The sequence below is a fragment of the Mesorhizobium sp. NZP2234 genome (assembly GCF_013170765.1).
Classification (GTDB): Bacteria; Pseudomonadota; Alphaproteobacteria; order Rhizobiales; family Rhizobiaceae; genus Mesorhizobium; species Mesorhizobium loti_D.
In genome coordinates this window covers 5776181-5789101 of record NZ_CP033364.1, presented here as the reverse complement: position 1 = coordinate 5789101, position 12921 = coordinate 5776181, and the positions used below count along the sequence as shown (strand labels likewise).

The following is a 12921-nucleotide window of genomic DNA, read 5'->3' as shown; positions in this document are numbered from 1 at the left end:
CCATGTTTGGAACACTCTTTCAGTCCAGCGCCGTTGTGAGCACCGCGCTCAGCGTTGCTACCCTTGCCACGTTTGCAACCGCTGCCTTGGCGATGCTGGGCCTGACGTGGACGTCCGAGCGGTGGCGGGTTCCGCTGGCGCTGTCAGGCGTCGCCCTTCTCGCATCGGGCATTGAATACTACGCTGCTTCGAACATTTGGCTGACGGGCCAGCAGCTCAGTGCGGCTTCGCGCTATGTCGCGTGGTTTGTGGTTCAGCCGATGCAGGTGGCATCGGTGTTCTTCTTTGCGAGCATTGCGGGAAAAGTGCCTGTAGGTGTCTTCTGGCGGACACTTGCAGCTGCAATCCTGATGGTTCTCGCACGATACTTTGGTGACGCACGGATTTTCAATCCGACCCTCGGCGTGCTGCTGTCGATCGCCTTCTGGCTCTACATTCTCGGCGAGATGTATTTCGGTGCGATGGCGGATGCCGTCAGCAAGTCGACGCGGCCAATCCGGCTCGGTTATTTCTGGATCAGGCTGATCCTGACCATCGGTTGGGCGATCTACCCGATACTGCACTTCGTGGATGTCGTCATCGGCACGGGACATGTGGCGCCGATCATCGTGCTCTACACCGTTGCTGACCTTGTCAATCTCATCGCCGTCTCAATGATCGTACTCGCCGTCGCCGGCGAGGAGCGTTTCTGAGGGCTGTCAATCTTCGCGCCAAAGTGCTCGGCGCTCGCGGTTAAGTGGAGGATCTTCCCATGAATGGCTCAGATGTGATCGCAGTCGTTATTCTCATAACGATCATCATCGCGATTGGTGTCTATCTGCTGCACTGGCTTTACAGACATTCGTCAAAAGACCAGTCCTTCGTCCGGACCGGCCTTGGGGGCGAGCGAGTGGTCATGGGCGGTGGTGCGCTGATCATCCCGATCGTCCACGACATCACCCGCGTCAACATGAACGCGATCCCGGTGGAAATCAGGAGGCTCGGCGAGCAATCCCTGATCACCAGGAACAAGATGCGCATCGATATCATCGCCGAGTTCTTCGTGCGGGTCGTGCCGACGCAAGTCGGTGTCTCGACCGCCGCCAGGACGCTCGGCGAGCGCACCCAGAATCCGGCCGCGCTAAAGGAGATCGTTCAGGGCCGGTTCGTCGACGCGATGTCGGCCATCGCTTCCACAATGACGATGGATGAGATCCACACCAACCGCGGTCGTTACATGAGCGAGGTCGCCGCTCTGGCGGCGACAACTCTCGGCTCCAACGGTCTCGAGCTTGAAAACGCCTCGCTGACCAACCTCAACCAGACCGCCATTTCCGTATTTGACCCGTCCAACGCGTTCGATGCTGAAGGACTGACGCAGCTGACCGAGCAGATTGAAGAGCGCCGTCAGCTCCGCAACCGCATCGAAAACGAATCGCGGATCGGTATCAAGCTCAAGGATTTCGAGACGGAGCAGCGGGCTCTGGAGATCGAGCGTGACCTTGAGTACGCCCGCATCGAACAGACACAGGCAATCGAAATCCGCAAAGCCTCGCAGCTGGCGGAAATCGAGGCAGAGCGGTCCAGCTCCACGATCAGTATTCAGAACGCCAGGATTCGCAGCGAGCAAGAAGGCGAGCGGATCCGGATCGCCAAGGACCGACTGATTGATTCCGAACGGATCACTACCCAGTCGGAGGTGCGGTCGCTGGAGATCAAGAAACAGCAAGAGACTGAATTGACGGAGATCATGTCGCGCCGCGAGCTCGAGATGCAACGGATCCAGAACCGCCGGGAAGTCGAGGCCGAGAGGATCGAAAACGAGCAGCATGTGAAGGAATCGGAAATCCGGTCGCGACAGGAGTTGTCGATTATCGAGACGACGTCATCGGCCGAGATCGACCAGGCCAGACTGCAGAGCCAACGGGTCACCGAGACACACCGTATCGAAACCGACAAAACCATTGAATTGCTGGCTGTGGCGAAGTCAAAAGAGGTTCGCATCAGCAATGAGCTTGCCGAAGCAGACCAGGAAAAGGCGCGCCTGCAGAAGCGTTACGATGTCGACGTCGAACGCTTGAGGGTTGACGAGGAAATCGTGCAACTCGAGATCGAGAAAAACCAGAAAATCAAGCTTGCCGAGACCAAGGCATTCCAAGAAATCCAGGACGCGTCGATCGAGGCCAACCGGCAGATTGATGAACTGCGCATCGCGGCGCGGAAGTTTGTCGATAAGTATGAGATCGAACAGCAGAAGGAGGTTGAAATCGTCGACAAGGAACGGCTCATCGCGGTGATCAACAAGTCGATCGAGGAAGCCTACGCGAAGACGGAAGCTGCGGAAGCCCTGAAAAAGCAGGTTGAACAGGAAGAACAGGTCAACAGCGCACGCGAAGAAGAGGTGGCCGAACGCATCAAGCGGATCGAGCTTATCCAGTCTTCGTCCAGGATCGAGCGCGACGCCCAGCGCGTGGTCTCTTCGGCAAGAGCCGAGAAGGAAGCTACGGAACTAAGGGCACAGGCGGAAATCGCAGAGTCCAACGCAGCCGAAATCCGCTACGCCAAGGACGCCGCCGGGCAGCGCATGCTCAACGAGTCGGAGAACACCCGTTCGGACGCCAGCAGGCGGAGTGCCATCTACGAGAACCTCGTCAGCAATCTGCCGAGTATTATTCGCGAGACGGTCAAGCCGATGGAAAATATCGAATCCATCAAGATCCTGCAGGTCGATGGACTGCCAGGCCTCAACAGTCCCTCGGAAACAGCTGGCGCGGGCAATGGCGGTTCGGGTGGCGGCAACATGACCGACCGCGTCGTGAACTCCGCCATGAAGTACCGTACCCAGGTGGCGTTCGTAGACGGGCTCATGAAGGACCTCGGGCTGCCGATCGAGAATCTCGGGAGCGCGGGCGGGATGTCGTTCCGCAACTTCCAGGGGCCGGACGCTCCTAAGGACAAGGACGACTGAACGCGGCCCACTTTAGCGAGAACTTTTCATGACCCCGCTCGGCCCAAATGAAACGCTAGACCGCCACGCCCTGGTTATGGCGTGCTGGTTGGCAGCGGCCCTGCCGGCCGCATTCTTGTTCGACTACGGATTCGGCCAAGGCGGGGCGCCCTATCTCCTCTCCGGGTTCGCGATTATTCTGGCGGGATTTGTGGCGCATGTGATCGTCAATGCTGTTTACGGCACAGGATTCTCGCCCCGCGAATTGGGACTTGGCCTCATCATCTATGGAATCGGCCTGCTCCTCTTCGTAGCTCTGTCGCTCGTTGGCGCGCCATTGGCCGTGAATAACTTCATGCCGCTCAGCGTCGGCTTTATCACCACAGGGGCCGTGGTGATTTTCTACCTGATCACCCGGTACGGCGCGCGACAGGCATTTGAAGGGTTCGACGCCATCCGCGACTTCCGTTCGGGTGACCGAGATTCAACCCGTTCGACGGGAGGCTCCGAATGACCTCCCTGCTTGTTTCCATGCTCGCTATCGTTGCGGTCTTCGGTCTCTATCTTGCAACCATCAGCGGCCGTCACACCCAGCAGGCGTCTGACTTCGTGGATGGCGGTCAATCATTGCCGCCTTGGGTGATCATCTTCGCTGGTGCCGGCATTACCTTGGCAAGTCTTAGCCTTTCGGATCACCTGGTTTTGCTCTCCATCTTCGGCCTGCAATACAATCAGATTGCTGTCGGGATCATCTGCGTCGCCCTCGTCGCAGCCCTTACGCAGAAGCGCCTTTGGCTCGCCTCGAGACTGACCTCGTTGCGAACCCTGGGTGACCTGCTCGGCGATTATTTTGGCAGCACCACCCTGCGCATTTTCATGCTTGTCTTGTTGTTTCTCTTCACCATCCCGTTCGCGGCGACGGCTTTGTCTCAGGCGGGCGAACTGGTGGAGGCTTCAACCGCGGGCGACATCCCGTCCGGGCTTGCAATCTGGGCGTTTGCGTTTGCGCTGTTCGTTTGCAGCGTGATCGGCGGCTGGCGCGGCACCGCCTATTTTGTTGCCGCCCAGTCCTTGCTGATCTTAGCCCTCCTCCTGTTCTTCGGCGGTTTCACGGGCTTCACAGTTGGCAAGCTCGCGTTTACCGCTGGCGGCATTGCGACCACCGGGGGCGTGCTGCCCGACATGATCCCCGGAGTGATCCAGTTCACAGCCGGTATCGGCAAGGAACTCCCGATCGGCGGCATCTGGACGACGTTTGCGGGATTGACGTTCGCACTCTCTTTGGGCGGCATCGCCATCAGTCCCGGGTTCAGCTTCCTCGGCATGACAAGTAAGCCGCATCGCGGCTTTGCATTTGGCCAGGTCTGGATGATCGCGGGGGTGGCGGCCGGTGCACTGATATTGGTCGGGCCGATCCTAGCCGGCGAGATCGCGGCAGGAAGGACCCTGACCGCCTTCACCACGCGCCTGGCGTCGCTCGACCAGATGGTGGCGGTGGGCTTCATTGTTCTTTTGGTGGCGGCATCCCAAATTGCCGTGGCGTTTTTCGCTGGATCGGGTGCTTCCATCTGCACGCTCGAACTCACGTCCCGCTATATTGTTCCGGGCATGGACCAACGCACGATGCGGTTTGCGGCACGTGTCACCTTAGCCCTCGTCTATGGCGCCGTCGCCATCGCCGCGAGTTATGCACCGCTTGGCGCGACGATCTTTTCGTCTCTCACGCTCAGTCTGTCCGTGCAGTTCCTGCCGGCAGTGTTAGGCCTTTGCTGGGTGCGTTGGATTAGCCGCAGCGGTGTGCTGACGGGGCTAATTGTCGGAGGTCTCTTCGTGGTGTTTACAGAGAGCTTCGGCTTGGTCCTGTTCGAGCGACTGTTCATCGACCTGCCGTGGGGTCGTTGGCCTCTATCGGTGCATTCGGCCGGATGGGGGCTGATCCCGAATTTTGCGGCGTGCCTGCTGGTCTCTCTGTTCACGCGAAGCGGTGCTGAAAGAGATCGCAGGGACCGCCTCCACGATGCATTTGAGAAAAGCCAACCGGCGCGCAATGGCAACCCTGCGGCCACGACCGCGAAATGGTCGCTGACCCTGCTCTGGGCGTTCTTCGCGCTCGGACCTGGAGCGATCCTAGGCAACAAGTTCTTCAGCGAGCCGATTTTTGCAGGAACTGTCGTGGCGCCGGGCGTGCCATCGCTGCTAATCTGGCAGGTGCTGTTCTGGTTCGTCGGCGTCTTTATCGTGTGGTGGCTAGCCTATCAGGGCCGGCTATCCGTGATAGATCAACCACCGCGCCACCAGATAAACCTCGTGCCTGACATCAACCCCCTGTTTGAGCCAACCACGACGCCGTGGATTGCCCGGCTCCTTGACCGTGTCACCGGCAGGTAGCGGGGAGATGGAGGGCATCGATCTCAGGCGCCTGCGCTATTTCATTGCGGTGTGCGAGCACGGGGGCTTTTCTCGGGCGTCCCAATCCATCGGCGTAGCGCAGCCTTCGCTGACGCGGCAGATCAAACTGCTTGAGAAGGAGGTCGGCGTTTCCCTGATCAACCGCAGCGGACGGGGAGCCGAGCCCACGGCAGAAGGCCGGTTCCTGCTGGGTCGATCCCGCCTTCACATAGATGGCCTGGATGACGCCGTTCGCGAGATGCGTCGGCGTTCCAATGAACTGAAAGGCGAGATATCGCTGGGTATCTGCCCAACTATCGCTTCGCTGTTCCTTGAGGACATCCGCAGTTTCGTCGGAGTTCAATGTCAGGGCGTGACACTGAACGTGGTCGAGGCCTACAGCGGCGACCTCGCCAGCCTCATGCGCGGCGGACGTCTCGACGCCGCGCTTACCTATCGGCCTACTTCGCCGGAAAGGCTCGACATCATCGATCTGTTCTCAGAGCGCCTTGTACTTGTAACGTCCTATGCCGGTGTGAAGCTCCAACCGCCGCGCCAGCTCAGCGACATCGGCCGTCTGAAGCTGATCCTCCCCAGCGAAATCCATGAGTTGCGGCGAATTATCGATCGGGTCTACCAGGCAAGGGGCATTGCCCTCAAGCCAGAGCTGGAACTCGATTCCCTTGGCGCGGTCAAAACCGTGATCGCGGATAAGGCCACGCAATATGCAACCATTCTGCCTCACTCAAGCGTGGCCCGTGAACTCTCTCAACACGCATTGAGTGCCTCCGCCATCGCCGACAGGGACATGACGCGAACCATCGCCCTGGTGCGGCCGCAGGAAAGCGCGGCCCAGCATGTCGTCCTCCCCATCCTGATTGACGAAATCCGCCGGTTGGCGCAGCGACTGAAGAAATCCCAGGGTAGCGCAGACACGGTGTCGTTGGGACAGGGCTAGAATAAGAGGCATTGCCTCGTGGCCTTACCATCACACCGTAGGGAGTCGAGTGTGCCGTTTCGCTATATCTCCCATTACAAAACGCTATTTGACGGAGGGACCCCTTCCGGTGCGATGGTATTGGAAAAGGACGTAAGGGAGCGAGCCATGCCAGGCGCGCTGGAGGGAACGGCCGTCACCTGAATCAAGGAGAGCCAAGATCGTGATGGAAACCGCCCCTGCAAGACGTGTCTCCGTTGCACGCCACGACACCAAGGGCGGTACCGACAACCCGGTGACGGCGACCGAACTCGCACAAAAAGCCCCCACGCAACTTGTCGCCGGCGGCAGTTCGGAAGGTCGCGCTGACGAATTAATGCCGTGCTTGGCCTGCCTACGACCGCTCGATACGTTCGCTGGGGGCACTTCGACGCCGGGGATGCTCGTCCCCAAGTCCGTACCGCGCGGAGCGCCTGATGCTTAAGCGCGGTCGCCAGCAATCCAGTAGAGGTGAATAGTCATGGCCGTATCAGCGACACTCCTAAGCAGGATCAAGGATAAGGACCTGGTCCGCGAAGCGGGATTGATCGGCAACGAATGGCTCGGTCGATCGCAGTCCGGCCAAACCTTCGACGTTACCAACCCGTCGACGAACGAGGTGCTGGCAACATTGCCGGATTTCACGCGAGTGGAAATCGCGAAAGCCATCGACGCAGCTCATGTGGCGCAGAAGGCCTGGGCTGCCCGTACGGGCAAGGAGCGCGCTGCCGTTCTGCGTCGCTGGTACGATCTCACAATCGCGAATCTGGATGATCTGGCCACCATTTTGACCGCCGAGATGGGCAAGCCGTTCGCAGAGTCGAAAGGCGAAATCCTTTACGGCGCGTCCTACATCGAATGGTTCGGCGAGGAGGCCAAGCGCGTCTATGGTGACACCATCCCTGGGCATGCTCGTGACAAGCGGATCGTCGTAATCAAGCAGCCCGTAGGCGTCGTCGGGGCCGTGACGCCTTGGAATTTTCCCTCGGCGATGGTGGCGCGCAAGATCGCTCCGGCCTTGGCGGTCGGTTGTTCGATGGTCTTCAAACCGGCAGCCCTGACCCCTTTGTCTGCCTTGGCACTGGCCGTGCTCGCGGAAAGGGCAGGGGTTCCCGCCGGTTTGCTGAGCGTAGTCCCGATCACCAAGAGTTCGGACTTCGGTGATGAGGTCTGCGAAAACGAAAAGGTACGCAAACTCACCTTTACCGGATCCACTGAAGTCGGCCGCACACTTATGGCGCAAGCATCCGCCCAGGTGATGAAGCTCAGCATGGAGCTGGGGGGCAACGCACCGTTTATCGTGTTCGACGATGCCGACATCGACGCTGCTGTCGAGGGAGCCGTGGTCTCAAAGTATCGAAATGCCGGACAGACCTGCGTTTGCGCCAACCGCCTATACGTGCAGACCGGCATTTATGAGGAGTTTGCGGAAAAACTTGCCCTTCGTGTGAAAGCCTTCAAGGTGGGCGACGGCTTCGCGGAAGGCACCGAGATCGGTCCCTTGGTCGACGATCGCGCCGTCGCCAAGGTCAGGCGCCACATCGAGAACGCCGTCGCTCATGGCGCCAACATCGTGGCTGGCGGCCCGAACCACCCCTTGGGCGGCAATTTCATCTGGCCGACCGTCCTGACCGACGTGACAGGCAAAATGGCGGTAGCCCGTGAAGAAACGTTTGGTCCCCTGGCACCCCTGTTCCGTTTCGATACGGTGGAGGATGTCATTGCCATGGCGAATGACACCGAGTTTGGGCTGGCGGCCTATTTCTACGCCAAGGATATGTCGCGCGTCTGGGCTGTGGCCGAAGCCCTTGAGTACGGCATGGTCGGCATCAACACTGGCCTGATTTCGACGGAAGTGGCGCCGTTCGGCGGCATCAAGCAATCAGGCTTTGGGCGGGAAGGCTCGAAATACGGCCTCGATGACTTCACGGAACTCAAATATCTCTGCTTCGGCGGTATCGCCTAACGCACGCAGGGTTGGCGAGCTGCATTTGGAATCCGAGGGGCGGTTGCATGGAACCAGGAATTGACGCGGCAGGTCTGATCCTGGCGATGCTCGAAGACCTTGGGTCGGAAGCAAGATGGATCGGAAGGACGGTGCGGAACATACCGCCCGCCGCCGTCTATGGCATTGCGCGGAAACCCGGCCGCTCTAGTCGCGCGTCGCTTCGATAATTTCTAACAGGCAATCGCCAGCTTGCGTGCGGCTGATGCCCAGATCCCGTACGCTGTTCATATGGTTCCGATCTTCCAGGGACAGGTTGCGGACACCGAGCCCGAGCGCGCGCAATCGCGTTGCGAAATCAGCCGCCTGCTTGTGGAATGGCGGCGTTTCTTGCGCACCTACCACGATCGTCACCGCGGTATCAGGATCGTGTTGCCGCGTCATCGGCGTGAAGGCCGCGGCCTCCTCGTCGGTGATGCCGATCATTGGCTCGAGGAAAGACGTCTGCAGGGGCTTCAGGTCGTAGAGGCCACCCAGCAGCAGCGCCGCATGGATGTGTGCCGGCGCAGGCGTCTTTTCAAACAGGAATGTCGCCAGATGCGCCCCGGCGGAATGGCCGCTGAGGCTTATCCGGCCGGGGTCGCCGCCATGGCTGGCGATGTTGTCCAGCACCCATTGCTTGGCGCGCCGGACCTGATCCACGATCGCCGCCATCCTCACCTCGGGCATCAGCGCATAGTCGACGATCACCGCGATCGCGCCAGCCCTGGTCACGGTATCCGCGACATAGGAATAGTCGGCCTTGGAGAACATGCGCCAGTAGCCGCCATGGATGAAGATATGAACCGGAAGATTGCCGCCCCGGCCCGGCGGAAAGAACAGGTCGAGCTTCTCGGCGGGGTGTTCGCCATAGGCGAGATCGCCCGCCATGGCCAGCGTCGCCCGGGTCGCGGCGCTGCGCGCCACGATATCGGCCACGATGTCATCAAAATCGGCAACGTGGTCGCGGGTGCGGAAGGGGTCTTTCTGCATGGGAGCCCGATCAGAAGGTGACGGCGATGTATTTCGCCTCCATGAACTCAGCGATGCCGTGATGCTGACCGCCTTCGCGGCCAAGGCCGCTTTGCTTGACGCCGCCGAAGGGCGCCGCTGGATCGGACATCAGCCCGCGGTTGAGCCCTATCATCCCCGCCTCGATACCCGACGCCACACGCATTCCACGTCCCACATCGCGCGTATAGATATAGGCGGCAAGGCCATATTCCGTGTCATTGGCATATGCGATGGCCTGCGCCTCGGTTTCGAACATGGTGATGGGCGCGACCGGCCCGAAGATCTCCTCATGCGCCATGTCGGCTTCGGGCGATACCTGCGACAGCACGGTAGGCGGATAGAAAAAGCCTTCGCGGTCCAAAATAGAACCGCCGCAAAGCACCTTGGCTCCCCGATCCACCGCGTCCTTGACGAGACGGTCGATCTTGTCCACGGCCTTTTTTGTGATCATCGGGCCGCACTCGGTATCGGCATTGGTGCCCGCTCCCACTTTGAGCGCCGCCATGCGTTTGGAAAGCCCGTCAGCGAACCGTTCGTGGATGCCTGACTGGACATAGATGCGGTTGGCGGCGGTGCATGCCTCGCCGGCATTGCGCATCTTGGCGATCATTGCACCGTCGAGCGCCGCGTCAAGATCAGCATCGTCGAACACGACGAAAGGCGCATTGCCGCCGAGCTCCATCGAACAGGAGATAACATGCTTGGCCGCCTCGCCGAGCAAGGTCCGGCCGACCCCGGTTGAGCCGGTGAAGGAGAGCTTCCTGACACGCGGATCGGCCAGCATGGCCGATGTCAGCGGACCAGGACTGGTCGTGGTGAGGACGTTGATGACGCCGGCCGGCACGCCGGCCTCACTATAGAGCGCGGCCAAAGCGTATGCCGTCAGTGGCGTTTCGCTGGCGGGTTTCAGGATGACCGTACAACCTGCCGCCAGTGCCGGCGCAATCTTGCGGGTGGCCATCGCCGCGGGAAAGTTCCAGGGCGTGATCAGCACGCAGATCCCGATCGGCTCATAGTCGACTACGATCCGGTTGGTGCCGGATGGTGCGGTACCGAATTCACCGGTGATCCGGACGGCCTCTTCGGCGTTCCACCGAAAAAACTCGGCCGCATATGCCACCTCGCCACGCGCGTCCCGCAACGCCTTGCCGTTCTCCAGCGAGATCAGCATGGCGAGCGTTTCAGAACGCTCGACCATGAGTTCGAAACAGCGCCGAAGGATTTCCGAGCGCTTGCGCGGCGCTGTCTCTCGCCATCCCTTGGCGGCCTTGGCCGCGGCCTCGACGGCGGTTGCGGCATCGTCGAGCGTCGCATCGGGAACCGCCGCGATCACGGCTCCCGAGGACGGATCGACCACATCGATGAGCTGGCCATCGGAAGAGGGGCGCCACGTGCCGTCGATGTAGAGCCCGTGCGAAAACCGGCGCACGTCATAGCCATCCTGGTCGATTTGCTGGGCAAGGTTCATCGTCTTTTTCCGTTCGTTCAATTGGCGCAGGCCGCGAGGTCGCCGTCGTGGGCTGCCTGAACCAGGCGTCGCATGGCGGCGAAATCGAATGGGCGCGGATTGTTCTTGATGAGGCGGTCGATGCCGAGCGCCTGCTCGGCGGTCCAGTCCAGTTTATCGGCGGGTAGGCCAAGATCCGCCAGCGTCGAGGTGATGCCGATCGCCGCGAACAGCCGCCTGATCTCCTCTATGGCAGCGCCGGCCTGCTCGTCTTCACTGCGCCCATTTGCGGAGAGCCCGAGCGCGCGGCCGATCTCGGCCATTTCAGCGGCGGCCACACGCCTGTTATAGGTCATGACGTAGGGCATCATGGTTGCCACGCCCAAGCCGTGCGCGGTGTGCGTCAGCGCCCCGGCGGGATATTGCACGGCATGAGCCGCCGCCGTTCCGGCGGTGCCGAATGCACACCCTGCCGCCAACGCGCCCATCATCACATCGGCACGCGCATCGGCATCGGTGCCGTCCGTGCAGGCTTTCTGCAGGCCGCGACCCAGCAGCTTTATGGCCAGCAGCGCGAAATGATCGGTCAGCGCCGTCTTGCCGATGAACACGTGCTTTTGCGGCAGGTCCGGGTCCTCGCCGCGCCGCATGGCGGTGAAAGCCTCGATTGCGTGAGTCAATGCGTCGGCGCCGGCGATCGCGGTCAGCCCGGGCGGACAGGTCATCGTGAGGTCGGGATCGCACAAGGCAACCGCGGCGATCAGATACGGGCTCGATATGCCGACCTTGAGTGTCCGGTCGGGATCGGAGATCACCGCGACCGGCGTCACTTCGGAGCCAGTGCCCGCCGTGGTGGGCACGGCGATCAGTGGCAGCGTGGGACCGGGCACCTTGAACTCCCCATAGTAGTCCTGGAGTTTGCCGCCATGGCTGAGCAGCAAGGTGGTGCATTTGGCAAAGTCGAGGCAGCTGCCGCCGCCAATGCCGATCACCATCTCGGGCCGGAACCCCGTCGCCTCGTCGACGCAGATGCTGACTGTTTCACGCGGTACGTCGGGAAGGACGCGGTCATGCACCAGCACCTCTATTGAGGCGTCCTGGAGCGATTTGACGACCTCCGCGAACACCGCGGTGCCGGCGAAGCGCTCGTCGGTACAGACCAGCGCGCGGCGCCCGAACCTGCTGGCGACTGTCGGCAGCGCATGACGCTGGCCTTTGCCGAAAAGGATTTCACGCGGAAGCCGGAGGGCGGCGAAGAGGCTCATGATGATCTTTTTTCCTTTGACGGCGGCTCAACTGGGAACTGGGAAAGGCTATCGCGACATGTCCGCCGCCTGTCGGCGAAGGGCGTTGGACGCGCCGCGGCGACACCTAGGCGGCGGCCCAAAAACATATCCGCTTTAAAATCGTATAGGATATAGGATTGCATCGGCCGGAGCATCGTGTTAGCAGTCCTTACTGTCAAGAGGCAAAAAGATGCAAACCGCGAACTCACCCGATACGACCGAAACGATTGGCGCAGCGGGGCGTATCCAGCGCTCCAACAGCCTGGTCGAAGATGTCTACGAAGCCATCTTCGCTCAGCTCATGGCGCTGAAGATCGCGCCGGGTTCACGCATCACCGTCGATAGCCTGGTCAAGGAATTCAACGTCTCGCACACACCGATCCGGGAGGCGCTCGGCCGCCTCGAAGGTGAAGGCCTGGTGCTTAAGACGCATCTCATTGGGTACCGCGCGGCACCCCAGATTACCCGTCGCCGTTTTGACGAATTGTACGAGATGCGCCTTCTGCTTGAGCCGCATGCCGCGGCGAAAGCCGCCGCTGCCATGGACGAAGCGAAGCTCAGCACTTTGCTGGAAGCGGCCGGCGTGATGTCGCGGCGCGAAGGCAAGGATGATCGCCTGCGCTATTCGAATTTCGCCCGGCAGGACGCGATCTTCCACGACAAGATCATGGAGTTTTCCGAAAACGAACTCATTCGGGAGACGCTGAGCCACCAGCACACCCACTTCCACATCTTCCGCCTGATGTACCATTCCCGCGTGACCGAGGAAGCGCTCGACGAACATGAGGCGATTCTCGCCGCATTCGGTCGGGCCGACCCGGACGCCGCCCAAGAGGCCATGCGCGTCCATATCGAGCATTCCCGCGATCGCTTGCTTCCGGCATTCGATTGAGGCTGGAA

Annotated in this window: 10 protein-coding genes; 7 read left to right on the top strand and 3 right to left on the bottom strand. The window is 60.8% G+C overall.

The annotated features are described in order from the left end of the window. Positions 1-2: 2 nt before the first annotated feature. The 6 genes from EB230_RS28180 (at position 3) to EB230_RS28155 (ending at position 8256) form a co-directional block, all read left to right on the top strand. Positions 3-692: a bacteriorhodopsin gene (locus tag EB230_RS28180; protein ID WP_056565130.1), complete on the top strand. Its 690-nt coding sequence runs from the start codon at positions 3-5 to the stop codon at positions 690-692. 59 nt (positions 693-751) lie between these two features. Continuing rightward, positions 752-2947, top strand: a complete 2196-nt coding sequence (locus EB230_RS28175; RefSeq protein ID WP_056565127.1) for a flotillin family protein — start codon at positions 752-754, stop codon at positions 2945-2947. Positions 2948-2975: 28 nt separating this feature from the next. Continuing rightward, the gene (locus EB230_RS28170; protein WP_056565124.1) at positions 2976-3440 is read left to right on the top strand and encodes a hypothetical protein; all 465 of its coding nucleotides are present in this window, start codon (positions 2976-2978) and stop codon (positions 3438-3440) included. Beyond that, positions 3437-5314 carry a hypothetical protein gene (locus EB230_RS28165; RefSeq protein WP_056565121.1) on the top strand — a complete coding sequence of 626 codons (1878 nt, stop codon included), beginning with the start codon at positions 3437-3439 and terminating at the stop codon, positions 5312-5314. The genes EB230_RS28170 and EB230_RS28165 overlap by 4 nt, the downstream gene beginning before the upstream one ends. Positions 5315-5321: 7 nt before the next feature. After that, entirely contained in the window at positions 5322-6272 is a 951-nt protein-coding gene (locus EB230_RS28160; RefSeq protein WP_155772364.1) for a LysR substrate-binding domain-containing protein, read from the top strand. 499 nt (positions 6273-6771) lie between these two features. Beyond that, positions 6772-8256 carry an NAD-dependent succinate-semialdehyde dehydrogenase gene (locus EB230_RS28155; protein WP_056565116.1) on the top strand — a complete coding sequence of 495 codons (1485 nt, stop codon included), beginning with the start codon at positions 6772-6774 and terminating at the stop codon, positions 8254-8256. A 186-nt stretch (positions 8257-8442) separates the two neighbouring features. Here EB230_RS28155 and EB230_RS28150 read toward each other — a convergent pair whose 3' ends face one another. From EB230_RS28150 to EB230_RS28140, 3 genes are read right to left on the bottom strand one after another with little or no spacing between them, the layout of a single operon-like run. Next, positions 8443-9267 (bottom strand): alpha/beta hydrolase, encoded by an 825-nt coding sequence (locus EB230_RS28150; RefSeq protein WP_065004915.1) that lies wholly within the window; start codon positions 9265-9267, stop codon positions 8443-8445. 10 nt (positions 9268-9277) lie between these two features. Further along, the gene (locus tag EB230_RS28145; protein ID WP_056565111.1) at positions 9278-10756 is read right to left on the bottom strand and encodes an NAD-dependent succinate-semialdehyde dehydrogenase; all 1479 of its coding nucleotides are present in this window, start codon (positions 10754-10756) and stop codon (positions 9278-9280) included. A gap of 17 nt (positions 10757-10773) precedes the next feature. Next, positions 10774-12000: an iron-containing alcohol dehydrogenase gene (locus EB230_RS28140; protein WP_172374349.1), complete on the bottom strand. Its 1227-nt coding sequence runs from the start codon at positions 11998-12000 to the stop codon at positions 10774-10776. Positions 12001-12211: 211 nt separating this feature from the next. Here EB230_RS28140 and EB230_RS28135 point away from each other — a divergent pair, with 211 nt between their 5' ends. Continuing rightward, positions 12212-12913 carry a GntR family transcriptional regulator gene (locus EB230_RS28135; RefSeq protein ID WP_056565107.1) on the top strand — a complete coding sequence of 234 codons (702 nt, stop codon included), beginning with the start codon at positions 12212-12214 and terminating at the stop codon, positions 12911-12913. Positions 12914-12921 lie beyond the last annotated feature (8 nt).

Bases quoted from the DNA above. Each gene is read 5' to 3' on its own strand.
- EB230_RS28145 (WP_056565111.1), bottom strand. From the start codon at position 10,756: ATGAACCTTGCCCAGCAAATCGACCAGGATGGCTATGACGTGCGCCGG.
- EB230_RS28170 (WP_056565124.1), top strand. From the start codon at position 2,976: ATGACCCCGCTCGGCCCAAATGAAACGCTAGACCGCCACGCCCTGGTT.
- EB230_RS28155 (WP_056565116.1), top strand. From the start codon at position 6,772: ATGGCCGTATCAGCGACACTCCTAAGCAGGATCAAGGATAAGGACCTG.
- EB230_RS28160 (WP_155772364.1), top strand. From the start codon at position 5,322: ATGGAGGGCATCGATCTCAGGCGCCTGCGCTATTTCATTGCGGTGTGC.
- EB230_RS28140 (WP_172374349.1), bottom strand. From the start codon at position 12,000: ATGAGCCTCTTCGCCGCCCTCCGGCTTCCGCGTGAAATCCTTTTCGGC.
- EB230_RS28165 (WP_056565121.1), top strand. From the start codon at position 3,437: ATGACCTCCCTGCTTGTTTCCATGCTCGCTATCGTTGCGGTCTTCGGT.
- EB230_RS28175 (WP_056565127.1), top strand. From the start codon at position 752: ATGAATGGCTCAGATGTGATCGCAGTCGTTATTCTCATAACGATCATC.
- EB230_RS28180 (WP_056565130.1), top strand. From the start codon at position 3: ATGTTTGGAACACTCTTTCAGTCCAGCGCCGTTGTGAGCACCGCGCTC.
- EB230_RS28135 (WP_056565107.1), top strand. From the start codon at position 12,212: ATGCAAACCGCGAACTCACCCGATACGACCGAAACGATTGGCGCAGCG.
- EB230_RS28150 (WP_065004915.1), bottom strand. From the start codon at position 9,267: ATGCAGAAAGACCCCTTCCGCACCCGCGACCACGTTGCCGATTTTGAT.